Below are 23,299 nucleotides of genomic sequence, written 5' to 3' on the forward strand. Positions count from 1 at the left end.
TACTGCAAACGATACCGCAAACGTTTGCGGTATCGTTTGCAGTATTTTTTGTTTTTACGAAGCACCTAAATGATGAGGGTTTTAATTAAAAATTAACGAGCGTTAACTTTTATAATTTATCAATGGTATTTCTGGGCTGGGTTCTGAGTTTCTTGAAGTCACCCGGAGCCATTCCGGTAATTTTTCTGAATTGATTCGACATGTGTGCCGGACTGCTGTAACCCATGACATAGGCAATTTCGGAAAAGTTCATCTGGTTATAGGCAATGAGTTCTTTTACCTTTTCAATCTTTTGTTTGATGATGTATTGCTCTATGGTAATTCCTTCAATTCCTGAAAACAGTTGACTCAGAAAGCGGTAGTCGTGATAAACGGTATCGGAGAGCCATTTGGACCAGTTGAAACCCTGGTGCATTTTATTGTGATGGATTTTCTCTATGATTTGAGTTTTGATTTTTTCCACCAACTGTTTGTTTTTGTCTTCTATTCGCTCAAAACCCAATTTTTCAAGATTCTCACTAAGCTCTTTGATTTTGCTTTCGGTGAGATCTTCTTCAATTTCTGCCACACCCAGCTCAACCGAAAGGGGCGTAAACCCCATTTCGGTAAGCAAATCCTTTACTGCTATAATGCAGCGGGGACAAACCATGTTTTTGATGTGGATATTTGTCATAAATTGTTAGTTATCAAATGTTGAATTATTATTTATCAAGTTGTTCATTGATAATTGTTCATTGGAAAGTGTCACCCCTGCCGGGGCTAAAAAACTGTTGATGGTCCACAATCAATTGGTCATTGATAATTGTTCATTGAAAATTGTTCATAGATAGCGGTTCATTGTTTAAGTCCGCTGCGTTCAAGCAATGGCTCAATGGAGGGCTCGTGACCTCTAAAGGAAACGTAAAGCTCCATCGGGTCCTTGGTTCCTCCTTTGGAGAGAATGTTCTCCCTGAATTTTTGTGCTGTTGCCTGGTCAAAAATACCATTTTGAAGGAACAAATCAAATGCATCTGCATCCAGTACCTCGGCCCATTTGTAACCGTAATAACCTGCTGCATAACCACCGTCAAATATGTGGCCGAAAGCGGTACTCATACAGCTTCCGTTTACATCAGGGAACAATTCGGTGGGCTCCATGGCTTCCTTTTCAAATTGTGCCACTTCCGCAGTAACCGGTTCTTCTATGGTGTGCCAGGCCATGTCGTTCATACCGAAGCTTAACTGACGAACCGTAGCATAGCCACTCTGGAAGTTACCGGCAGCAATGATTTTATCAACCAATTCCACTGGAATTGCCTCCCCTGTTTCGTAATGTTTGGCGACATTCTGCAACCATTCTTCCTGACGGGCCCAGTTTTCCATAATTTGTGATGGAAGCTCCACAAAGTCGCGGTAAACAGATGTTCCAGCCATACTTTCGTAGGTGACATCGCTTAACATTCCGTGCAGGGCGTGGCCAAACTCATGAAGGAAAGTGGTCACCTCATTGTAAGTCAGAAGTGATGGTTTTGTGGATGTGGGGCGGGTAAAGTTGGTAACCACCGAAATGTGCGGACGTACATCTTTCCCGTTTTCTTTGTATTGTTCCCGATAGGAAGTCATCCATGCCCCTCCCTGTTTTCCGTCGCGTGGAAAGAAATCCAGATAAAGTACAGAAAGGAACGAGCCGTCGTGGTCAAAAACCTCATAGGCCTGCACTTCTTCGTGGTAAACCGGAATGCTTTTGTTTTCCTTGTACGTCAGGCCATACAGTTGGTTTGTGAGGTCAAAAATGCCCTGTTTAATTTTTTCCAGTTGAAATAGGGTTTGGTCATTTCATCGCTCACATTGAAACTGGCCGTTTTAAGTTTCTCAGAATAATAGGCAAAATCCCAGCGTTGTAACTGACCTTCGAATCCTTCTTTTTTGGCAAACTCTTCCACCTCTTTTACATCTTGTTGCGCAAATGGAAGGGATGATTCAAGTAATTCATTCAGAAAACCGGTGACTTTATCCGGAGATTTTGCCATTCTTTCGGTGAGCACATAATCTGCATGGTTTTTATGTCCCAGCAGTTTTGCACGTTCCATTCTCAGGGCAACAGTTTTTCTGATGATTTCATTGTTGTCGCGCTCATTTCCTTTGTTTCCGCGTGAGGTATAGGCTCTGAACAGTTTTTCGCGAAGGTCGCGATTGTCGGCATACTTCATGAATGGCAGATAACTGGGAATGTGAAGGGTGAAAATCCATCCGTCTTTATTTGCTTTTTGTGCCCTGTTAGCGGCTGCTTCGATGGCATCATCAGGAATCCCCGATAACTCTTTCCTGTTGGTGATATGGAGTTGAAAATCGTTGGTTTCGGCCAGCACATTTTCACCAAACTGAAGAGATAATTTGGAAAGCTCGGAAGTTATTTCGCGATAACGTTCTTTATCCTTTCCATTGAGCAGGGCACCTCTTCTGGCAAATGCCTTGAAAGTATTTTCCAGAAGTTTCTGTTCTTCTTTATTTAATGATGATGATTCTTTCTGATTTTCATAAACTTTTTTTACACGTTCAAAAAGTTTTTCGTTGAGCCATATATCGTTAGAGAAATCGGAAAGCATTGGTGATACCTCTCTGGCAATGCTCTGAATTTTATCGTTGGTCTCGGCAGAGTTGAGGTTGAAAAATATGCTGCTGATACGGCCAAGCAACTCGGCTGATTTTTCCATTTTTTCAATAGTATTCTCAAAAGTAGGTGTTTCAGGGTTGTTGATGATGTTATGTATGTCAGCTCGGCCCTCCTTTAGAGCGTGCTCAAAAGCAGGAAGAAAATGATCTTCTGTTAATTGGTCAAAAGGTGCTGTTTGATGCGGTGTTTCAAATGGTTTTAATAATGGATTGTTATCAATCATATCAGGTTCTTTTTTGCTTGAACAATTCATGAATGTAATACTGGAAAACAGTACAAAGATAACAATGTTTGATGTCTTCATCGGTTGTGTATTTAAAACTTCAGAAATATAAACTTGATGCAATGGATTGTCAGGGCTAAATTATAATGTGCAATACTAATGAAATGGTTTTTTTCTGTTTATGATGGATGTCTTGTTTTGAATAAACTGTTTGTTGCCTTTTTCCTATTCCTTTCTTAACTTTTCATAAGGGCGGAGAAACTTTCGCGGAAAATGCTATTTGGGCCATGGGAAAAAAAATATTAACGTTTATGGGGTGTTTTGTGTTCTGTTTTTTCTATTTACAGGGGCAGGAGCAGTCTTTTTTTGTGCTTTCATCAGAAGAATTGGCACATAGTGATGCAAAAAAAGTGAAAAGGGTTGAAAAACTCCTGGATAAAGGAAGGCATTATATGGAGAAGGCTAAAGCAGCTCAGGACAAACTTGAAGATTACCGGAAGTCAGGTCGGGATAATGCCATGCGACAGATTGCGTTAAAAGAGCGGGTTAACAGGCTTTATGTCAGGGCCTACACTTACGTTGGGGATGCCCATAAAATTCAGTTTAAGATATTGAAAAACCTATTGATTGGGGATGGGTTGTCCGATTCATCAGTTATGGAGGAACAGTTGACAAAACAATTTGGTCAGGCTGCCGTTTTAAAAAGGAAGGCCAACATGATGGTTGGTAAAACAAATCCCGAAAGTTTATTGGCTGAAGCCACTCAAAAGGAAGTGGATGTTTTAGAAAGAATGGAAGCCCTGGTTAAAGAGGGAAATTTTGTTGAGAGCCCTAATCTTTGCAGGGATAGAGATGTTACCAATGCTTCGGGGAAGGAACGTCAGATTCAATTAGCAGTTGTTGAGCAGGATAGTATTTTAGATGTGCCTGCATCAAAGTTTGAGGATTCGGTTGATTCCTCAACAATGGTTATGGGCGGGAGCAAAGAAAAATTATTTCCGATGAAACCGGAGCGGAATATTCCCGTAGAACCAACTGATAAAAGGGAAACAGCAGAAAAGTCTGCCGAATTGTTTTTTTCAATTCAGTTTCTGGCGCTCAGGAATGCTGCCACGGAAAAAGAAATTCGTAATGTTTATGGGGGCGCTTTACCGGTCATAAAGAACAAGAGTGATGGCTGGCATCGTTACTCAGCTGGAAAATTCGATACGGTTGAGGAAGCGTTGAAAGTGATGGGGCAGGAAAATATTCATGGTTTTGTGGTGGCTTTCCGCAATGAGGAGCGAATAAGTATAAGTCAGGCAAGAAAAATGTTAGAGAGAAGGTAATTCAAATTGTTAATTTATTAGAATCAAAATCTATGAAATTGTTGAAGAGAAGTTTATTGTTGGTTTTTGCAGGCTCAATGAGTCTTGCAACCGTTGCGCAGGAGCCTTTGCGTGATTTTTTTCAGGGTGGGGTAGATGATGCGCGAACCCTTTCTAAAGCTTACCTAAAGCCTTATGGCGAAATGTTGGGTACTTCCCTCAATGCAGGATGGTACAATTCGGCGAAAGTACATGGACTTGGTGGGTTCGATATTACTTTTAGTGTAATGAACTCAGTGGCACCATCTTCAGCTCAGTCTTTTGATGTGAACCAGATCGGGTTACAAAACTTTACGGCTGTTGGAAATAGTATCGCTCCCACCGTTGCCGGTGAAATGGAGGAGTCTTTGCGGCCTGAATTACAGCCAAATACAACCGGGGGAGAATATGCAGCTTTTAGAATGCCTGATGGTTCCGGAAACGACAAACTGCCGTTGCCTATGCTTCAGGCAGCTGTTGGTTTGCCCTTTCATACAGAAGTAATGGCCCGCGTGGTGCCCAAAATGAAATTTGGCGATGCCGGGGAAGTCAGCGTACTTGGTTTTGGTGTGAAGCACAGTCTTAAAGATTATATTCCTTTTGTAAAAAGGGTGCCTTTTCTACAGTTGTCACTTTTGGCCGGTTATACCAGTTTTAACAGCACGACCGACATTCCCGGGACTCCACAAATTGAGGTTACCGATGGTGCACTTGACATTTCCTCAGGTGCTTTCACTTCGCGTGTGCTGGTGGGTGCTAACTTTCCGGTAATCGCACTTTATACGGGAGTGGGTTATGGTTCCACCAATAGCGATTTCTCTGTGAATGGACAATATGATGTGGCATCGTTTCCAGAAACGTTTACTGACCCATTTACACTGAGTTACAAAACCACCGGTATCGACTTTAACGCAGGTGTCAGACTCCGTTTAGGATTCCTGGCTTTACATGCCGATTATACTGTGGGTGATTATTCAGTGCTGACTGCAGGTGTGGGAATTAATATCCGTTAAATCGTACCAACTCTGAAAGAGGTTTTCTCTTTTTTGGGAGGATTTCAGCCTCGTCGGGCCTTCCTATCGGCAGCAAAACTGCCGGTTCGATGTGTTCGGGGAGGCTGAGTGCTTTTTTTACCTTTGCGGCCTCAAAATTGCAAACCCAGCAGGTGCCTAATCCCAGTTCAGTTGCCCGGAGTGTGATGTGGTCGGTGGCAATGGCTACATCAATGTCAGTATGGTCTTTCCCGTCGTTGCCGCGTTTCCAGGCTGCTTCATGGTCACCGCAGATTACGATAACCTGAGGGGCTTTTTTGAACCATTCACGGGGATAAGCTTCATGGATTTCTTTTAGCTTTTCGGGATCGTTGATGACCACAAAAACAAAAGGCTGTTTGTTGACAGCGGTGGGAGCCATGCGCCCTGCTTCCAGAACCTCATTGATTAATTCATCCGAAAGTAATTCGTTTTTAAAACTCCTGACTGAGTGCCGGGCCTGCATAAGTGGTTTAAAATCCATAATTGCTGATTTTGGTTTGTTTTTTCAAAGATGAGTGCAGTATAAAAAGGTATATTTTTGTCAAAATCAAGGCGTTTTAAATTTTTGTGCCGGAGTTAACTGATTGTTAATGAGGATTCAAAAATTTGCAATAACGAATTGTTTGGCAATAAAAATGTTTTTTATACTGTACTCAAAGATGCAAAAGATTTGATAGGAATGGAAGTCATAGTTTCTGAATTGTTTTATGTAATTTTGATTAAAATAGTCTGGCTATGTTTTTTGTCCTTTCCAAAATCCTTAATATTTTCTTTTCACCTCTTGTATGGGTGGTTTTAAGCATTGTTTTCGGATTTTTATTCAAACGAAATATTCGAAAAATCAGTTTCAGGGTGGGCGTTGTTCTATTGTTGGTGTTTTCCAATGGGGCTGTTTTTCATGGGGTAGCGGGTCTTTGGGAATCAAAGCCGGTAGCGCCTTCGGATATGTCGTATCAACACCGAACGGTGGTTGTCTTAGGCGGGATGGTAAGTGAAAATCAATACAATGGTTTGGCCAAGTTCAATCAGAGTGCCGACCGTTTCTGGCAGGGGTTTTATTTGCTGAAAACCGGAGTCGCAGATACCTTATTAATTTCCGGGGGGCTGGGTGCTCTTTTTGATGGGCAGCGTCCTGAAGCAGAACTATGGGAGGAGTATTTGACCAAAACAGGTTTGCAGGCTGATAATATTCTTCTGGAATCAGTATCCAGAAATACTTACGAAAATGCAATGAATTCAGCAGCTGTTTTTGAGAGATTCCATCTGTCGAAAAAAATAATTCTTGTAACTTCGGCTTTTCATATGCCAAGGGCCCGTGCCTGTTTTGAGAAACAGGGCTTTCAGGTTGAAGTTTTTCCGGCGGACCCATTGGCAGGTTCCCGGCCTCTGCAATGGAAAGATTATCTGGTTCCATCAGCGGGCGTCATGGAATCCTGGAGTGTTCTTTTCAGAGAATGGGCGGGAATGTTTATGTATAAATTGAATGGTTATATTTGAAAATAATAATGTTTAGGTTTTTATTGCGAAATATCGGTTTGTGGATTCTCCTGATTGCTATCTCCTCCTGTGATGAAATTCTGACCATTGCTGTGGTTGGAGACGGGAATTTGAAAACCGAGGAGCGGAATCTTTCGTCTTTCAGTCAGATACTTTTGGAAAGTTCCGATTTCGAGTTGATATTGCGGAGCGGCGGGAAGCATAAAGTTGTTGTGGAAACCGATTCCAATTTAATGTCTTATGTAACTACCGAAACTTCGGGAAATCAGTTGTTGATTGATACTAAAATTAATTTTAATATTCAGGCCCGAGAAGGAGTGAAAATAACCGTTTACTACCCGGGTAATTTTCTGAATGTCGAAATCGCCAATGGCGGAATTCTTAGAACAGATTCTTTGGTTTTAGACCGTTTCAACATTTCCATTTTTGGAGTGTCTAAAATGCGTACTGTCGATACCTTGAGGTGTAGTGATTTGAATCTTTTTTCGGATGGAAGTACCAATGTGTTACTTACCGGTTTGTATGAGAATTTAACTGTCCACCAGCAGGGAAGTGGCAATATTTTATTGTTAGGACGGAGTAGCTACGGAGACCTGTTACTGGAAGGATCGGGCAAGATTGACTGTCGCGAATTGATGGTTCACGATGCTGATCTTGAGTTATATGGAAGTGGATTAATACTTTGCAGTGTAAGTGGGCGGTTGAGTGCTGAAATTACTGGAAATGGGCGAATTTATTATTATGGAATGCCCGAAACCCTGGTGAAAAATATTGAAGGTGATGGTTTGGTTTTGCCCGGCAATTAGATACATCCGCAAACAAAACCTTCGCCTAATGAATCCCAAGCCTCTTTTTCAGCTTTTTTTTCTGCTTCAGTTCCTTTACAATCTTCACACACGGGAAGATTTGTCCGGGGGTTGAATGATTTTGTGTTGCTTTGAGGCAGGTCTTTGCTGCAAACAAAGCAATGCTGCATGATATTTTTTTGTTCGGTCATGTGATTTTATTCAGATTGTTGAAGAGGAAATATTTCTTAAAGTATTGCAAATTAATGCAATAACTGTTTTCTGCTAAAAATGTTGACACCACGAAAGAAGCGAAGCAATCTTATCTCTAATAAGATTTCCCCGGTCAGGCGTGGATGCAAATATAAGAAAAAGCAAAAGCCTGCAGCTTATATCCATTTTTGTATGAACGCTCCCTTTGGGTCAAATTTTTTGGTTTGGGTTGCCAGATTGAATTTTCTGTTAACCCGGCTGTCGGTTCCCCGACCACTTTGGTAGGCCCAGTTTCCGTAGTTGTTGTAAACATCATAATCCAGCAGTTTCGATTCAAACCAGGCCGCGCCCCATTGCCAGTTGACCTTCAGTTCTTTTGCCAGATAGAAACTTACCAGCATTCGCCCTCGGTTACTCATAAATCCTGTCGCTCTCAGTTGGTGCATGAGTGCATCGATTATGGGTTGACCGGTTTTTCCTTTTCTCCACATTTCAAAGGCTTCGAGGTCGTTGTACATGCCATGGGGTGTTCTTCTAAGCCCTTTGGTTGTGAAAAACTTATCGCCATACCGCAAAAACAGGAACCTGAAATTGTCGCGCCAGATGAGTTGTTCTTTTATGGTATCAAAGCTTTGGGAGTTGCCCGGATCTGTTTTTTGTGCTTTTTGCAGTTGTTCAAACAGGAGCCGGGGGGAGAGGGAGCCATTGGCCAGCCAGGAGCCCAGCTGGCTGCTGAAGTTTTGTCCATCAAACTGATTTCGCGTTTGTGAGTAATGGGCAGCTCCTCCTGAATTGATGTACTCCTTCATTCTTTCAATGGCTATTGTTTCTCCTCCTTCACAATGGATAGGACTTTGGTGCATCAACCATTCCTCCGCATTAAATCCTTAAGTGTTGGGGGAATTTGTATTTTTGAAAGCTTTCCGGGTGTCTCTTTGCCCAAGGTCGTAACGGTTAAAGGGGCATAAGGCTGGTTGAGAACCTTGTTTTTAAATTTTGTGTAGTAAAATGGTGATTTTTCGGCTGGGAAATCAACTAGATCGGGCTGGTAAAGCATACTGCCCCAATGCAATTCAAGCGGAACATTTTTGCTGACAAGGTGTTCTAAGTCTTTTTCTTCGCGGGCAATTTCCCTTTGTGCCACAATTTTTGAACAGTTGGTATGCCGGGAAAGTTCTTTTAGAATATCAGCGGTTTCACCTTTGAATATGTATAAAGTGCTTCCGAATGTTTCTAATGTTTTCTTTAGATCGAGGAGTGACTCTGCAAGAAATTGTTTTCTTTTTGTTCCGCTTCTTGCAAACCCCAATTCACCATGGGGAGATTCATACCATAAATTGTCTGCCACAAATACCGGGATTACAGGTTTGCCCGCCTCCAGCGCTTTTGAAAGAGCAGGATTGTCGTGAATTCTCAGGTCGTTGCGAAACCAATAAATTATTGTAGCATCAGACATCTTTGATTGTTTATAGTTGTTGTTTGATAATTTAAACAAAGATGATGCATGAGGGTTCAAAAAAACCGGAACACATTACTGTGCCCCGGTTTGGTAATTTAGGGTCTATGCTGGTTTGGTTACTTTTTGTGGTTCCCTGGTTAAACTTTTCAAAAATAGATAAATATGTCATACCTTCTTATTGCTTGGAGAAATAATGTTTTGGTTTTTGATGAACAGCTCTTTTTTGATCGTTGACGGGACTCTGCAAGTGAAAAAAGGATTATATTCGCTGACTTTTTTTATTTATTCTTTTTCGTAGATGGAAGGATTGTTGCGTTACCGCAATCGCATGGTTGAGCGGAATCGTCTGGAGTATGGGATTACTTACGATGATATCAACTGGATCAACTATCAGGATGCTCTGGAGCTTGAAATAGAGCGGGATGCACTAGTGAACGACCTGGAAGGGAAAATGAAGTTTGGATACAAAGGAACCAAAACCGATATTTCCCAACTCTCTCCCGGATGTCAGTTATGTGCCGAAGGTCAGTGGAGTTGTTTATTTATTAACGGGAAATGTAACTGCAAATGTTTTTATTGTCCGGCCCCTCAGAATGATTTGGGAGCTCCTGTAACACAAACTCTGACCTTTGAGGATCCATATCAATATGTGGATTATCTTCGTCAATTTGATTTTAAAGGGGTTAGTTTTAGTGGCGGAGAACCTTTTCTGACGTACGATAAGATGCTGCGTTTTCTAAAAGTTCTCCGTCAGGAATTTGGCAATGAACTTTACATCTGGGGATATACCAATGGAACGCTTGTTGATGAGAAAAAGCTTAAAACGATGGCTGATCAGGGCCTGAATGAATTGCGGTTTGATATTGGGGCAACGGGTTACGATTTGCGGTTTGTGAAAAAAGCCCTGGGAATTATTCCCAGTGTTACCGTCGAAATTCCTGCAGTTCCCGATGAAGTGGACTTAATTACCAAAAGCATCAGGGAACTGTATGAGGAGGGACTGTCCTTTTTTAATCTTCATCAATTAAGACTTACACCTTACAATATGCAACGGTTGATGTCGCGCGAGTATAAAGTTTCTCATGGGCCGAGAGCCACTTTGCCCGGGAGCGAAATTGCGGCATTGAAAATTCTCAGGAATTTGAGATCTGTTTCTTCTGACTTACCAGTGAATTATTGCTCTTATGTTTACAAAAACCGTTTTCAGAAGTCCGGTTTGAGGCATAAACTTGCGCCACAAACGGCTGTGGAGTGGGAAGATATTACCGAAAATGGGTACATCAGAAATCTTTCTGTTGACTTGAAGAAATACCCAAAAGCACTTTCAGAGCTGGAAAAAGAGTTCCATAATACAGTCAATGGAGTAAACTTTGACAAGGAGTTGGGGCGTTTTTATTTTAAGCTGGACGATTTGCCAAGCATTCCTGCATCTCTGCCTGTAGAACTGGGTTACAGAGATGTTCGAATATCAGAAATGACGGGAGAAATTCCAGATTTCGAAGAGCTGAAATTGAATGGCTCCAGAAAAATTTTTATTGAAACCGCCTTTGTTTTGAATGATATGGAAATCCCTCCCTCCATGCGGAGTATCCTGGAACGAATTGCCCGGGGCACAGCCCGCCCGGATGAGTGGCAGGTGTCAGACCAATTGTCATGGATAGCACACTTTGAGATTATTGAGGAGGGATTGTCTGAGTATTATTAATGAGCGGCAATGGGTGGGACCACCATTTTTTCTCTTAACTCAGAAGCTTTTTCGGGGCCATAAAGGTTGGCCACAATTTCAAGGGAAAATTCCATGGCAGCACCAACGCCCCTGCCGGTGATGATGTGCTCATCGGTAATTGCCGGAGCAGGATAGTGATGAGCCTTCTTCATATGATGTTCAAATCCCGGGAAACAGGTTGCTTTTCGGCCTTCCAGGATACCCATTTCTCCGAGTATCATAGGGGCTGCGCAGATGGCTGCTATCCATTGTTTATTGTTGTTATATTTTTTAATTAATCCGGTCAACCCCAAATGATGCTGCAGGTTACTTGCTCCGGGCATTCCGCCCGGAAGGATAATTATGTCTTTTTCGTCTATGGGTTTTCCTTCAAACACCCGGTCGCAAACAATAGTTAACCCATGAACGCCTGTAACACTTTTGTCCTCGGTGATGGAAATGAGTTCCACATCTGTTCCTGCACGATGAAGAACATCGGCAGGTGTCAGCGCTTCTACTTCTTCAAATCCCGGTGCAATAAATATTGCTGCTTTCTTCATAACGTTTCAATTTAATTGTTTTCAATTTTTGCAGAGCGAAGAGACAATCAATGTTTTCTTGGTTTTCAAATTTTAGATTTCATTCGCCATCTTTACTATAAGCAAAAGTTAAGAAGAATTCCTGTTTTAATCAAAGGATTTTTTTTCTAACTTAAATTATAAATCGTATCAAGCGTGCTGCTTATATGGTTTTGTATTTTTTTGGGTATGTCAGTGACAGGTAACCTTACTACTGGCTACTGACTAAGAACTACTGATCTTATTACTTTCCTAGAACAATACAAAAAACATCAGTATCTCTTAAGTGGTTAAAATTCGTTTTGTTAGCTTGTGTTTCGGCTTAAGCTTATAGTCGCGTGTGAATTTTTAGAGATTGCTTCGGGCCGAGTCCTAGCAATGAACCGTTCTTTAGGTTTTAAAAAGGTTGAAGGGGGTTGATTTTCTGCCTTACAGAAAGCCAACCCCCTTCAACCTGCAAAATATTGCAATGTCCTGTTCCTGGCGAACGCAGGGAAGCAATCTCAATCTTTTAACGGGACACAATATTTAAATTAGAACGAACCTTCCAATCAGGAGGTTTTAAATTTATACTGAATTTGTTCTTTCACTCTCACAGCCAGTGAGTCGTAGGAGTCATCTCCGGGATAAACCGGTTGAAGAAATTCAATATTAACTTTTTTGAATGGTCTGGGAAAGAAACTGCCTTTGGGCAGTGCTTCAAAAGCTCCCTGAATAGATACGGGAACAACCGGAATGTTCAGTTCTCTGCTAAGAATGGCAAAGGTTTTTTTGAACTGTCCCAGTTGCCCGGTTTTCGTTCTGGTTCCTTCAGGGAAAATAATCAGGTTTTTGTTTCGTTTTAAGACTTCAGCCATTTTTTGGATGGATGCCTTCAGATCGTTATTGATATCCATAATGATGATGTTGTTCCTGTTGGCCAGAAACTTTAACCATGGCTGTCTGACATGCTTTTCTTTGGCATAAAAGTAGGTCTTCTTAATTTGTCTGGTGCGCAGATAGGAGGCCACAAACAGACCATCGAAAAAACTCTGGTGGTTTGGGGCAATAATGCATGGTCCCTCCGGAATGTTATTCATTCCACTGGCATTGAACCGGAAATAGGAATGGAAGAATAATCTTGACAAACGTACCATTATACTTCCTGTAGCCCAGGTTTTTGGCAGCTGAAGGGGCACTTTCTCTTTCAGGATTGCTCTCCAGTTTATTTTTTGCTCATCAACTTTTGTTTTAACCTCCCTGATATGCTCTGCGAGAAGCAAAATGTTGTTGAAACGAAGCATCTCTACCGGGTCTAGTTTAACGCCAAAGGTTTGATGCAAATAGGTTTCAAAGCCTACTTTGTCAAGGGAATCAAGTCCCAAATCCATTTCAATGTGATGATGGGGAAGAACATCTCTGCCTTTTTCTTTGGAGAGGTAATCGGTTATCATCAGGTATTCCTCAAAATCAGGTTTCACACGAGGTTCCTGACTTTTATCCTGTTCCAGAGCAAACTCTTCCAGTTTGAATCTTTGAAGCTTGGACAATCTGGTTCTTGGCAGATCCTGATCGGTGAGGTGGAACCTCATGATTTTTTTATAGGAGGAAACCTGCTGATTGAATTGGTCAATCACTTTCCAGCGGATAATATCTTCAATGCTTTGGTCTTCGGGTTGCCCTATTGCACTTTTTTCGGGAACAATAACTGCCTGAAGAACATCATCTTTAAAGAAAACGCCGCACTCACGCACCATTGGAAACTCTTCCAGTTTGGATTCCAACTCCGATGGGTTGACGTTTTTACCATTGGAGAGTACGATGATTTCTTTTTTTCTGCCGGTAATAAATAGGTATCCTTCTTTGTCCACATGCCCTAAATCTCCTGTAAAAAGACGTCCGTCTTTAACGACATCAGTTGTTTCTTCCGGCCTGTTGTAATATCCTTGCATTATCTGAGGACCCTTGATGGTAATTTCTCCATCAATGCTTTCGATAATAGTGGCAGGCAGAGCCTCTCCCGGCGAGCCGATAAGAACACGTCCGGGACGGGTGAAGGTGATCATTGGTGCTGCTTCGGTCATTCCATAACCTTCCAGCACTTCAAATCCCAGAGTGCGGTAGTCCCTTGCAACTTCGGTATCCAGTGCAGCACCTCCCGAAACCAGATATTTCAGGTGACCACCCATCTTTTTGTGGGCTGCCTTGAAAATAGTTTTTGAAAACGCTTTATTATTAAGCCTTTCTGCAAGTGAAAACAGCAATTTTGCTATCGCACTTGCGTTGATTTTGTCTTTAATGCCTTTTCGGATGGCTGCATATAATCTGGGGACACCAATGAGGATGGTTACCCGGTTGTCCTGCAGTGTTTTAATGATGTCTTCTGAAGCCATTGATGGGCTAATGGCAATACTTCCTCCCGCATAGAGTGGAATTATCATTGTTCCCATCAGGGGAAAAATGTGATGCAATGGGAGCAACATGAGTGTGCGGCTCTCTTCATCAAAAATCTTGATTTTGTGTGCCACACCATGAATGTTTGCCATCAGATTGTCGAATGAGAGCATAACACCTTTGGGAGAACCGGTGGTTCCCGAGGTGTAAATAATAACTGCCGTATCAGATTTGTTTGGAATTTCAATACTCTCCTCTGTTTTTTCAGTTTGCTGAAGATTTATTTCATCAACCGAAAGAATCTTGGTTTTAATGCCAGCCTTATCAACAGCCTCTTGCATAACAGGCATTGTTTTGTCTGATGTGAAAATCACCTCTGGACGGCAATCCCCAAGAATAAACGCAACCTCGTCGGCAGTGGCAAGGTAATCGATAGGCACGGCAATGCCCTTATGACTCCACACGGAATAAAAAGCGTAAATCCACTCGGGTCGGTTTTCCATAAAGATGGCTGCCCGTGCTGCTTTTGAAATCGTGTAATTGGTGGCAAATTGCTTAATATTTCCTATCAGACGGCTATAACTGATTTGCTCCTGCCCATAATTAATGGCCGTTTTGGTACCCATGTTCTTTAGCATACGACTAATTCAAAAATTGAAGCCGCCAATAAAATATTTTGCGGCTGATTCTTTACTTATTGGGTTGGGATGAAATAATCTGACAAATATAAACGAAGTTATTTCGACACAATCTTTCATTGAAATAAATCCACAATCATTATCAAACAGGATTTTTTGTTAGCGGTTAGGCAAAACCATAATATTGACCACAAAACACAAAATGCTTATATGCCTTATATGGTTCAATCCTTTCTTTTTCTATGTGGTTAAAACCTTTACCTATCATTCGTAAAACAACTATTATGCCAATTGGTTCTGTTTGTTACTTCTTCATTTTTATTGGTTTGGACTTGTCGGGGAGGATGAGGTTCAATAATACACCGGCAACAGCAGCCAACCCAATCCCGGCGAGTGAAAAATTGCCAAATTTAATCACGGCACCTCCAATTCCAACTGTCAAAATAACCGAAATTATGACCTGATTACGTGTTTTGTTGACATTTGTTTTAGAGTCTATCAGTGTTTTTATTCCCACACTGGCAATCATTCCAAAAAGCAGGAGCATAATGCCTCCTAATACGGCAGCGGGAATTGATTCCAGAAATCCGCTTACTTTACCCAATACAGAGAAAACAACGGCTGTGATGGCTGAGATTCTTAACACCACAGGGTCGGTAACTTTTGTGAGAGAAATGGCACCGGTTACTTCGGAATATGTGGTGTTGGGAACACTTCCCAAACTTCCGGCTACTGCTGTTGCAATTCCATCACCCAACATGGTGCGTTGAAGCCCGGGGTCTTTTACGTAATTTTTTCCTGAAACTGCTCCGATGGCATACATATCGCCAATGTGTTCGATTAAGGGGGCTATGGCAACAGGAATCATATATATGATTGCTGACCAGCTGAAACTTGGGGCCTGAAAGGCTGGAAGTGCAAACCAGGGAGCATCTGTGATTCTTGAAAAATCAACATCCCCGGTTAGAATTGATGCCAGATAACCGGCAACGATTCCTAAAAATATGGGTATCAGTTTAATCATTCCTTTGGCAAAAACTACCACAATAATGGCTGTCAGAAGAGCGATTAATGCCAATAACCAATTTTGTGAGGCCATGCCCACTCCCGTAGATGCCAGGGATAAACCGATTACAACGATTACCGGACCGACTACTACCGATGGAAAAACTTTGTCAATAAGTGCGGGGCCCCGCCATTTTACTATTCCCGACATGATTCCATAGACCAGTCCTACTGCTATTATTCCTGATAAGGTGCCCGGAAATCCGAACAGTCGTGTGGCTTCCACTATGGGAGCAACGAATGCAAAACTACTGCCCAGAAATACCGGAACTTTTCCTTTAGTGATAAGATGAAATATGAGTGTGCCTATCCCTGCTGTGAAAAGAGCAATTGAGGGACTAATGCCAACCAAAAGGGGAACCAAAACGGTGGCGCCGAAAGCAACAAAAAGAAACTGAATGCCAAGAATGGTTTTCCTCGGGAAAGAAAGCGGACGATTGTTGTTCATTATTAAATATTTGTTGGTTTAAAATCGGTCACGAAAATATAAACTCCTGGCTTAAAAAATCCATGTTTTGTTAAAAACTTTTCACAAATGGTTGTAACTTGTTCCTTGATGCAGACGTCATACTTTTGTTTTTGAACTATATAGCAGATTCTTTAAATAAAAAATCAGGATTATGAAGAAAGTTTTTTTTATTGTTTCTATTCTGGCAATTTGGTTTGCAGGAGTCACACCTTCGTTAGAAGCACAGGTAAGAGAAGTGCGTCAGGTAAATGGTACCTTTGATGAAATAAGTGTTTCGTCAGGGGTGGACTTAATTCTGAAACAGGGTGACACTTTCGAAATCATTGTGGAAGCAGATGAGGATGTGATTAACAAATTGGTAACAGAGCTGAAAGGCAATCGTCTGAATGTTTATTTGGATGGGGGTGTGTTTAACTGGTTTTTTAATGCAGAGGCTAAAGTTTATGTGACTTTGCCTGAGGTTGCTAAACTGTTCTCTTCAGGAGGGGCAGATTTAAAATCGGTTGGAGAGATACGAACCGACCGTCTTGAAATTAATAGTTCCGGAGGAGCGGATGCAGAGGTCAGTGTGAGTGCCAACACTGTAATTCTGCACTGTAGCGGAGGTGCCGACATTAGTGTTGATGGCAACACGGATATCCTGGAAGCCGAATCAAGTGGCGGAGCGGATATTTTTGCCAAAGAACTTCATGCGAAAAAAGTGTTTGCTTCTTCTTCGGGGGGTGCCGACCTGGAAGTTTATGTTGAAGAAGAAATAGAGGCTTCTGCCAGTGGAGGTGCAGATGTGGATTATTATGGTCCGGGGAAAGATGTGAAGATCAGTGAGTCAGGTGGAGGAGATGTGAGGAGACATTGAGCAGAGGGAATGGAGCATGGAGTAATGGGCATTGAGCAGAGAGCATGCAACATGCTTCACAGCTGTCTTTCCTTAGGTGCTTTATGTGTTTACATCTTAAGCAGCTAATTTTTGATGGCATGGAAATGAAAAATCCGCGGGAAGTATATCCTGCGGATTTTTTGGTAAAAGAGCATTTACCGGGTGCGTTCATCTAAAGACAAAGGGTGTATGTGTTATAGGTAAAGGAACGCGCTCCTCAGTAAAGCTCTTATGATAATTCAGTTAATAAATTTATCTTGGAAGATAACCATCAAGGAATTAAACAACACCTTGTGCAAGCATTGCATTGGCAACTTTGATAAATCCACTTACATTGGCACCTTTCACGTAGTTGACATAACCACCATCTTCTTTTCCGTTCTTCACACAGGCTGCATGAATGTTTTTCATTATTGACTTCAATTTCTCATCAACTTCTTCGCGTGTCCATGAGATACGCATGGAGTTTTGAGACATTTCAAGTCCTGATACAGCTACACCGCCAGCATTGGCAGCTTTGCCGGGGCCAAAGAGAATTTTCTTCTCGTGGAACAGGTCAACTGCTTCGGGAGTCGATGGCATGTTGGCACCTTCAGATACACAGATACATCCGTTTTCGATGAGTGCGTGTGCGTCATCTCCGTTCAACTCGTTTTGGGTAGCTGAAGGAACAGCGACATCACATTTTACTTTCCAGGGAGTTTCTCCCTCGTGGTATTCTGCTTCAGGATACTTTTCTGCATACTCCTTGATACGACCACGGATAGCATTCTTGAGAAGCTTAACATATTCGAGTTTCTCTGAATCAATTCCTTTGGGGTCATAGATGTAACCACTTGAATCGGACAAGGTAACAGGTTTTCCTCCCAGTTCGAGGACTTTCTCAACTGCAAACTGAGCCACGTTTCCGGAGCCACTGACAGCAACAGTTTTTCCTTTGAAACTTTCGCCTTTGGTGGCCATCATTTCCTGCGCAAAGTAAACAGCACCATAACCGGTGGCTTCAGGTCTCAGAGGGCTTCCTCCCCATTCAGCACCTTTTCCGGTGAATGTTCCCTGAAATGCATTGGCCAGTCGCTTGTACTGTCCGAAAATGAATCCGATTTCACGACCACCTACACCTATATCTCCGGCAGGGACATCGGTGTTTGGACCTATATGACGTTCCAGTTCAGTTACAAATGACTGACAGAAGCGCATTACTTCCTGGTCAGATTTTCCTTTTGGGTTGAAATCAGAACCGCCTTTTCCACCACCCATAGGTAACGAGGTAAGACTGTTCTTTAAAACCTGCTCGAAAGCCAGGAATTTCAAAATGCTTTGGTTAACAGATGCGTGAAAACGCAAACCGCCTTTGTAAGGCCCGATGGCGCTGTTCATCTGAATCCGATATCCCCTGTTGATTTGAATTTCTCCCTGATCATCAACCCAGGGTACACGGAAACTTATAGCTCTTTCAGGTTCGGTCATTCTTTCCAGGACCTTGTTTTTCATTAAAACAGGATTTTCAAGAATAAAGGGGGCAAGGCTTTCCACTACTTCCTGTACAGCCTGGTGAAATTCAAGCTCATTTGGATTTTTGGCTTTTACATTGGCCATAAAATCCTCAACGTACTTTAGTACTTTTGAATCATTCATAAGAAAAATGTTAGAGGTTTTGACTTTTTAGATGTGCAAATGTAATAAAAAATGTGTTTTTACTTAAAAAAATGAAGTGTAAATGTGTTTTTATCGATAATTTGATGGATTTTAATCTGTTTTCTTAAAAAACAACATTAATTCTATGCGGGTATTCGGTATTGAAAGGAATAACAGAGGTTGTTAAGAAATAAAAATCATTTTCCGGATACCAATGATTTTAATATTGTAATACCAGCTGGTTATGGCTTAGCGAAAAAATTTTCTGCTCAGACTTTGTTTTTGTACTTTTGAAATATCTGGAGAGAGTAATTATTAACAATCAAAATAATTAGCGAATATGATGGGCGAAAGTGGATTTTATAATTCTGAAACCCTGCCGGTTGAAGATTTAGGCGGAGGATTAAAACGACAGATGTTGGGTTATGATTCGAATCTAATGATGGTAAAAGTTCTTTTTGAGAAAGGGGCCGTTGGGAAAGAGCATAACCATCCGCACAGGCAGGTTACTTATGTGGACTCCGGTGTTTTTGAGGTGAATCTTGGGGGCAATATTCAGGCGCTCGGAAAAGGGGATAGTTTTTTTGCTTCTCCTGATGAGAATCATGGCGTTGTCTGTTTGGAGCCGGGGGCATTGATTGATGTTTTTTCACCTGCAAGGGAAGATTTTTTGAAAGAATAGCTGTATTGCAAACCTTTTTTGCCTGCCATGATTTTGGACACCTTTGCAGGAGGGCTAAAACTTTTCAGCTTTACATTTTATGAATACAGATGATTGTAAGATTTTTAATAATATGGATGGCGTTGACAGTGGTTTTGTCCGGATGCAACAATACTAATGATTTGGAACTTAAAACAGGCGATTTACTGTTCAGAGGAAAAACTCCTTCTTCACTTTCCACCGCAATTGATGATGTCACTCAGACTGGAGAGGGCAAACATTTTTCTCATGTCGGAATTGTTGAAATTAATGATTGTCAGGTGTTTGTGATTCATGCGGAGGGCATGTCTGGTGTTTGCAGGGAATCGTTAAATGCTTTTTTATCTGATGATAAAGGAGAAAATTTTTATGTTGAAGCTTATCGGCTGGGAGCTAAATGGAGTGGCGGAATTTCTGAAGCTATTCAAAGAGCATCAGGTGTTATTGGTGAGCCTTATAACTATACTTATATTATTGAAGATTCAGGCTATTACTGCAGTGAGTTAATCTGGTACGCATTTGCACCGGATTCGGTTTTCTCACTGGAACCCATGACCTTTAAAGACCCTGCTACCGGAGATTTTCACGAGGGCTGGATGGAGCATTACAAAAAATTGGGGATTGCAATTCCCGAAGGTATGCCGGGATGTAATCCGAATGGAATGGCGGCCTCCGATAAATTGGAGTTTTTGGGGGTTGTTAATTAGTAAATCAAATTCATGAATTTGATTTACGTAATATATTATCTATGAACTACAATATCTACCAGGTGGATGCCTTTACCGACCATGTTTTTGGTGGTAATCCTGCTGCTGTAGTGCCATTGACAGGATGGTTGCCCGATGAAGTTTTGCAAAACATTGCCATGGAAAACAATCTTTCCGAGACGGCTTTTTTTGTAGGCGAAGGCGACAATTATCATATTCGCTGGTTTACACCGGATGTAGAAGTAAATCTATGCGGACATGCTACATTGGCCTCCTCTCATGTGCTTTTTAGGCATTTGGGTTATTCCGGCGATGAAATCAGGTTCAAATCAAGAAGTGGTAATCTGACTGTGCGGGCAATGGATGAAAAATATATCCTAAATTTTCCTTCCGATAAACCTTTTTCTCAACCAAAATCCGATCTGTTTGTCCGGTGTTTCGACCGGGAACCGGATACTGTTCTGAAAGGAAGTGCTGATTATCTGTTTGTTTTTGAGGATGAGGAGTTTGTCAGGTCTGCCATGCCCAATGCTGATGTCATTCGCCGGCTGGATGCTGAAGGAGTTATTATTACGGCCCGGGGCAGCAATGATATTGATTTTGTTTCCCGTTTCTTTGCACCTCAGCTGGGCATCCCGGAAGATCCTGTAACGGGTTCGGCTCATACCGTACTGGTTCCATACTGGGCTGAACGTATGCAGAAAGAGGAGTTTTTGGCTCATCAGGTTTCCAAAAGAGGGGGCGTGCTCTATTGTAAATATTTGGGCGACCGTTGTGAAATAGGTGGTAGTGCCAGAACTTTTCTGGAAGGCACTATTAAGTTGAAAATTTGAAAATTATCCGCAGGAAAGCATTAATAGGTGCGCCGGGATAATAGTATCTGGGAAGTGCGTTCCCAAATGACGGTGCATTGACAAGTACCATGCCTGAGTAGTGTTGGTCAAACAGGTTGTTGATACCTCCCTGAATGCTTGCAGAGGTTCCGGTACCGGTTTTGATTTGTTGGGAAAGGGAAACATCAAACAGGTGGTGCCCGTTGTATTTCTTTGAATTAGCATCATTCAGAAAGATTTGCCCGGAGTATTTCCAGGTAACCCGGAGAAACGTTTTGTCCCGATAACCCAGATTCAAATCAGAACGAAGGTGTTGGTCGGGGATGCCTGGAAGCTGATTGCCGGAATAGTCGTTGTTATCATCATCAAATGTGTCGAATTGATTTTTCATCCAGGTATGGTTGAGGTTTAAAGCTGCAGACCAGGGAAGAGGTTGTGACAGCAACTCCAGCTTTAGCATGGATTCAATCCCGTAATGGCTCGTTTGTCCTGCATTTATGCCGTAAAAAATCTCTTCTGATTCTCTTTTGGTTACCAACAGATTCTTCAGAGCCACGAAATAGCCGGTAATATCGAAATTCAGACGGTTGTTCAGTAGGTTTCCGCGTACTCCCAAGTCGTAGTTCCAGCCTTCTTCAGGTTTCAGGTCTGGATTGATATTGCCTTCGGGAAGCAGGGTTTCTTCCACACTTGGTGGTGAAAAACCGTGGCCTGCAGAACTGTAAAAGGTAATTTCCGGGGTTATTTCGCCTGTAATACCTATGCGAGGCGATAAAACCGGATTGTACTGATAGCTTCCGGAAACTTCCTGTTCATCCGAAAAGTTATCTTCCAGGCTAAATTTCAGAAAATGGAGGTTGGCTCCGGTGGAAACTTGCCATTTATCATTTAGGCAGATGTCTGTTTTGGCGAAGATATTGGCAAAAAAGCGGTTTTCGTGGTTATCGGCAAAAGTATCGCCCGGACTACCGCTGTTGGTTTCAATCAACTGCCAGTCGTATTGCTCACTAAAAATTTCTGCGCCGGCAGTAAGTTCCAGTTTTTCAAAACTGATGGAGAATTCTTCCCGCAAACCATAGGTTATCATGCGGTCGTCCAGAATATTGAATGGCCTGCTTTCATAGGCATTTATGTGATTGAGAAACAGTGATGCTTTGTTGGAAATGTTGCTGCTAAAATCCGATTTTAGTGTTACTCCGCTTAACCATTTATCGTACTTCTCAAAGCCCTCCACTTCAAGCCAGTTGGCTGCTGCTTTGTCGGGTGTTTCCCTATATGTAGGTTCGTTGATGGAACTGGGAATCTGCGCATTCAGTCGTGTATAATTGGTTAGAAAGAAGAGCGCATGATTTCCAAAATGATGCCTGAAAAGAACCTGTCCGTTCCATCGGTTGTAGTTGCTGTTTTCCCGGAACCCTTCGGTTTGCGTATGGGCGATGTTGGCTTTTATGACTGATTTATTTTTGCGGAAACCTGTATTTACGAGCGCTTTTGTCTGGTCAAACGGTCCGTATTGCAACAAAGTTTTAGCTGAGAAAGGTTCCGTTTGCGTGTGGTCGGGATGAAAAATGATAATTCCTCCCAGGCCGCTTCCATATAAGGCGGATGCCGGGCCCCTCACTATTTCGGTACGTGCAATATTGGTCATTTCAAGGTCTTCGACCGTGGTATTTCCGTCGCCTGATGTAAGCGGGATATCGTCCAGGTAAGCCCTGATGCGGGTGGTGGCATAGGGGGAGCGGCTGCCGATGCCGCGAATCATTATTCTTCCGGTGTTTAGTGCCCCTTTTTGCATGAACACCCCCGGCGATTGCTCCAGTATTTCTATAGCCGAGAGATTGGGGTGTATGGAATCTGCAGGAATTAAAGAGAATCCGGCAGGCACCTTTTTGCTTTGGTAATTTATCATGGGAGCCGAAACCGTAACTTCCCCAATTTTTTGTTGGTCAGGAGTCAGGAGAAAAAACAATTCCCGGTTGGGCGAAATTTGTTCTTCCATGGTTTTGTAGTCGGGATGCTGCACAGACACTATAATGACAGAGTGGCCCTGAAAAAAGAAATCTCCTGATGGGTCACTGGTTGCAATTATTTCTCCTGACTTTCGGATGGTTGCTCCGGCAACTGCTTCTCCTGTCTGAGCATCAATACAGCGGCCAAAAAATTGCCCGTAACTGCCAGTGGAAACCATTAGCAGTACGAGCAATAAAAATGTTTTAGTGGATGATAGTATCATTCAAAGAGATGGTTCAAAATATATGGATCCAGTTTTTTTTCACGTGGATTTCAAAAATGTACAAAACCATGAAAAGAAAGCAGCGCGTTTCGCAGATCCGGCGGTTTTCTATCTTTTGGCTTTCATCCTTCCAGCCTCCAACCTAAGAGCAATGAGCAATGAGCTAAAGACCACCATCACTCCAGCCTCCAACCTAAGAGCAATGAGCTATGAGCCAAGAGCTAAAGACCACCATCACTCCAGCCTCCAACCTAAGAGCAATGAGCTATGAGC

The 23,299-nt window shown here is 42.2% G+C and carries 19 protein-coding genes and 1 pseudogene; 10 read left to right on the forward strand and 10 right to left on the reverse strand.

The features are described from left to right. Positions 1–109 precede the first annotated feature (109 nt). Together QZZ43_RS11735 and QZZ43_RS19610 are read right to left on the reverse strand one after the other, a co-directional pair. Positions 110–673: an AraC family transcriptional regulator gene (locus tag QZZ43_RS11735; RefSeq protein ID WP_291859417.1), complete on the reverse strand. Its 564-nt coding sequence runs from the start codon at positions 671–673 to the stop codon at positions 110–112. Between the two features lie 161 nt (positions 674–834). Continuing rightward, positions 835–2,957 (reverse strand): annotated as a pseudogene (locus QZZ43_RS19610) (M3 family metallopeptidase). Positions 2,958–3,163: 206 nt separating this feature from the next. On the opposite strand from QZZ43_RS19610, the gene QZZ43_RS11750 reads away from it, so the two are divergent. Together QZZ43_RS11750 and QZZ43_RS11755 are read left to right on the forward strand one after the other, a co-directional pair. Beyond that, complete coding sequence (locus QZZ43_RS11750; protein WP_291859422.1) at positions 3,164–4,204, forward strand: hypothetical protein; 1,041 nt, start codon at positions 3,164–3,166, stop codon at positions 4,202–4,204. 32 nt (positions 4,205–4,236) lie between these two features. Beyond that, complete coding sequence (locus tag QZZ43_RS11755) at positions 4,237–5,235, forward strand: DUF6588 family protein (RefSeq protein ID WP_291859424.1); 999 nt, start codon at positions 4,237–4,239, stop codon at positions 5,233–5,235. Here QZZ43_RS11755 and QZZ43_RS11760 read toward each other — a convergent pair. Further along, positions 5,222–5,737 (reverse strand): nitroreductase family protein, encoded by a 516-nt coding sequence (locus tag QZZ43_RS11760; RefSeq protein ID WP_291859427.1) that lies wholly within the window; start codon positions 5,735–5,737, stop codon positions 5,222–5,224. The two genes, QZZ43_RS11755 and QZZ43_RS11760, sit on opposite strands and share 14 nt — an antisense overlap. Before the next feature lie 254 nt (positions 5,738–5,991). Here QZZ43_RS11760 and QZZ43_RS11765 point away from each other — a divergent pair, with 254 nt between their 5' ends. Together QZZ43_RS11765 and QZZ43_RS11770 are read left to right on the forward strand one after the other, a co-directional pair. Beyond that, positions 5,992–6,753 (forward strand): YdcF family protein, encoded by a 762-nt coding sequence (locus QZZ43_RS11765; protein ID WP_291859430.1) that lies wholly within the window; start codon positions 5,992–5,994, stop codon positions 6,751–6,753. A gap of 8 nt (positions 6,754–6,761) precedes the next feature. Next, positions 6,762–7,559 (forward strand): DUF2807 domain-containing protein, encoded by a 798-nt coding sequence (locus QZZ43_RS11770; protein ID WP_291859433.1) that lies wholly within the window; start codon positions 6,762–6,764, stop codon positions 7,557–7,559. 368 nt (positions 7,560–7,927) lie between these two features. Here QZZ43_RS11770 and QZZ43_RS11775 read toward each other — a convergent pair whose 3' ends face one another. Beyond that, positions 7,928–8,614, reverse strand: coding sequence for an FAD-binding domain-containing protein (locus tag QZZ43_RS11775; protein ID WP_291859436.1), 687 nt, complete (start codon positions 8,612–8,614; stop codon positions 7,928–7,930). Continuing rightward, entirely contained in the window at positions 8,614–9,207 is a 594-nt protein-coding gene (locus QZZ43_RS11780) for a deoxyribodipyrimidine photo-lyase (RefSeq protein WP_291859439.1), read from the reverse strand. Before QZZ43_RS11780 ends, QZZ43_RS11775 begins: the two co-directional genes overlap by 1 nt. A 301-nt stretch (positions 9,208–9,508) precedes the next feature. On the opposite strand from QZZ43_RS11780, the gene QZZ43_RS11785 reads away from it, so the two are divergent. Then, positions 9,509–10,915 carry a radical SAM protein gene (locus QZZ43_RS11785; protein ID WP_291859442.1) on the forward strand — a complete coding sequence of 469 codons (1,407 nt, stop codon included), beginning with the start codon at positions 9,509–9,511 and terminating at the stop codon, positions 10,913–10,915. On the opposite strand, the gene QZZ43_RS11790 is transcribed toward QZZ43_RS11785, so the two are convergent. From QZZ43_RS11790 to QZZ43_RS11800, 3 genes are all read right to left on the reverse strand, one after another. Then, complete coding sequence (locus QZZ43_RS11790) at positions 10,912–11,475, reverse strand: DJ-1 family glyoxalase III (protein ID WP_291859446.1); 564 nt, start codon at positions 11,473–11,475, stop codon at positions 10,912–10,914. The two genes, QZZ43_RS11785 and QZZ43_RS11790, sit on opposite strands and share 4 nt — an antisense overlap. A 569-nt stretch (positions 11,476–12,044) precedes the next feature. Further along, on the reverse strand, positions 12,045–14,504 hold the full coding sequence (locus tag QZZ43_RS11795; RefSeq protein ID WP_291859449.1) for an AMP-binding protein: 2,460 nt from the start codon (positions 14,502–14,504) through the stop codon (positions 12,045–12,047). Positions 14,505–14,808: 304 nt separating this feature from the next. Then, positions 14,809–16,017, reverse strand: coding sequence for a solute carrier family 23 protein (locus QZZ43_RS11800; protein WP_291859452.1), 1,209 nt, complete (start codon positions 16,015–16,017; stop codon positions 14,809–14,811). A gap of 172 nt (positions 16,018–16,189) precedes the next feature. Here QZZ43_RS11800 and QZZ43_RS11805 point away from each other — a divergent pair, with 172 nt between their 5' ends. Then, entirely contained in the window at positions 16,190–16,894 is a 705-nt protein-coding gene (locus QZZ43_RS11805) for a head GIN domain-containing protein (RefSeq protein ID WP_291859454.1), read from the forward strand. A gap of 300 nt (positions 16,895–17,194) precedes the next feature. Here the strand turns inward: QZZ43_RS11805 and gdhA are convergent, their stop codons facing one another. After that, on the reverse strand, positions 17,195–18,553 hold the full coding sequence (gdhA, locus tag QZZ43_RS11810) for an NADP-specific glutamate dehydrogenase (RefSeq protein WP_291859457.1): 1,359 nt from the start codon (positions 18,551–18,553) through the stop codon (positions 17,195–17,197). A 340-nt stretch (positions 18,554–18,893) separates the two neighbouring features. Here gdhA and QZZ43_RS11815 point away from each other — a divergent pair, with 340 nt between their 5' ends. The 3 genes from QZZ43_RS11815 (at position 18,894) to QZZ43_RS11825 (ending at position 20,793) form a co-directional block, all read left to right on the forward strand. Beyond that, a complete protein-coding gene (locus tag QZZ43_RS11815) occupies positions 18,894–19,235 on the forward strand; it encodes a cupin domain-containing protein (protein WP_291859460.1) in 342 nt (113 codons plus the stop codon). Positions 19,236–19,324: 89 nt separating this feature from the next. Beyond that, entirely contained in the window at positions 19,325–19,960 is a 636-nt protein-coding gene (locus QZZ43_RS11820; RefSeq protein WP_291859463.1) for a YiiX/YebB-like N1pC/P60 family cysteine hydrolase, read from the forward strand. Between the two features lie 41 nt (positions 19,961–20,001). After that, the gene (locus tag QZZ43_RS11825) at positions 20,002–20,793 is read left to right on the forward strand and encodes a PhzF family phenazine biosynthesis protein (protein WP_291859465.1); all 792 of its coding nucleotides are present in this window, start codon (positions 20,002–20,004) and stop codon (positions 20,791–20,793) included. On the opposite strand, the gene QZZ43_RS11830 is transcribed toward QZZ43_RS11825, so the two are convergent. Next, positions 20,777–22,996 (reverse strand): TonB-dependent receptor, encoded by a 2,220-nt coding sequence (locus tag QZZ43_RS11830; protein WP_291859468.1) that lies wholly within the window; start codon positions 22,994–22,996, stop codon positions 20,777–20,779. The two genes, QZZ43_RS11825 and QZZ43_RS11830, sit on opposite strands and share 17 nt — an antisense overlap. 13 nt (positions 22,997–23,009) lie before the next feature. On the opposite strand from QZZ43_RS11830, the gene QZZ43_RS11835 reads away from it, so the two are divergent. Then, positions 23,010–23,297 (forward strand): hypothetical protein, encoded by a 288-nt coding sequence (locus QZZ43_RS11835; protein ID WP_291859470.1) that lies wholly within the window; start codon positions 23,010–23,012, stop codon positions 23,295–23,297. The last annotated feature ends 2 nt before the right edge of the window (positions 23,298–23,299 follow it).

It is taken from the genome of Marinilabilia sp. (assembly GCF_016278715.1).
Taxonomy (GTDB): Bacteria; Bacteroidota; Bacteroidia; order Bacteroidales; family Marinilabiliaceae; genus Marinilabilia.

Bases quoted from the DNA above. Each gene is read 5' to 3' on its own strand.
- QZZ43_RS11775 (WP_291859436.1), bottom strand. From the start codon at position 8,614: ATGCACCAAAGTCCTATCCATTGTGAAGGAGGAGAAACAATAGCCATT.
- QZZ43_RS11825 (WP_291859465.1), top strand. From the start codon at position 20,002: ATGAACTACAATATCTACCAGGTGGATGCCTTTACCGACCATGTTTTT.
- QZZ43_RS11800 (WP_291859452.1), bottom strand. From the start codon at position 16,017: ATGAACAACAATCGTCCGCTTTCTTTCCCGAGGAAAACCATTCTTGGC.
- QZZ43_RS11780 (WP_291859439.1), bottom strand. From the start codon at position 9,207: ATGTCTGATGCTACAATAATTTATTGGTTTCGCAACGACCTGAGAATT.
- QZZ43_RS11790 (WP_291859446.1), bottom strand. From the start codon at position 11,475: ATGAAGAAAGCAGCAATATTTATTGCACCGGGATTTGAAGAAGTAGAA.
- QZZ43_RS11755 (WP_291859424.1), top strand. From the start codon at position 4,237: ATGAAATTGTTGAAGAGAAGTTTATTGTTGGTTTTTGCAGGCTCAATG.
- QZZ43_RS11820 (WP_291859463.1), top strand. From the start codon at position 19,325: ATGATTGTAAGATTTTTAATAATATGGATGGCGTTGACAGTGGTTTTG.
- QZZ43_RS11760 (WP_291859427.1), bottom strand. From the start codon at position 5,737: ATGGATTTTAAACCACTTATGCAGGCCCGGCACTCAGTCAGGAGTTTT.
- QZZ43_RS11735 (WP_291859417.1), bottom strand. From the start codon at position 673: ATGACAAATATCCACATCAAAAACATGGTTTGTCCCCGCTGCATTATA.
- QZZ43_RS11770 (WP_291859433.1), top strand. From the start codon at position 6,762: ATGTTTAGGTTTTTATTGCGAAATATCGGTTTGTGGATTCTCCTGATT.
- QZZ43_RS11805 (WP_291859454.1), top strand. From the start codon at position 16,190: ATGAAGAAAGTTTTTTTTATTGTTTCTATTCTGGCAATTTGGTTTGCA.
- QZZ43_RS11750 (WP_291859422.1), top strand. From the start codon at position 3,164: ATGGGAAAAAAAATATTAACGTTTATGGGGTGTTTTGTGTTCTGTTTT.
- QZZ43_RS11815 (WP_291859460.1), top strand. From the start codon at position 18,894: ATGATGGGCGAAAGTGGATTTTATAATTCTGAAACCCTGCCGGTTGAA.
- gdhA (WP_291859457.1), bottom strand. From the start codon at position 18,553: ATGAATGATTCAAAAGTACTAAAGTACGTTGAGGATTTTATGGCCAAT.
- QZZ43_RS11785 (WP_291859442.1), top strand. From the start codon at position 9,509: ATGGAAGGATTGTTGCGTTACCGCAATCGCATGGTTGAGCGGAATCGT.
- QZZ43_RS11795 (WP_291859449.1), bottom strand. From the start codon at position 14,504: ATGCTAAAGAACATGGGTACCAAAACGGCCATTAATTATGGGCAGGAG.
- QZZ43_RS11765 (WP_291859430.1), top strand. From the start codon at position 5,992: ATGTTTTTTGTCCTTTCCAAAATCCTTAATATTTTCTTTTCACCTCTT.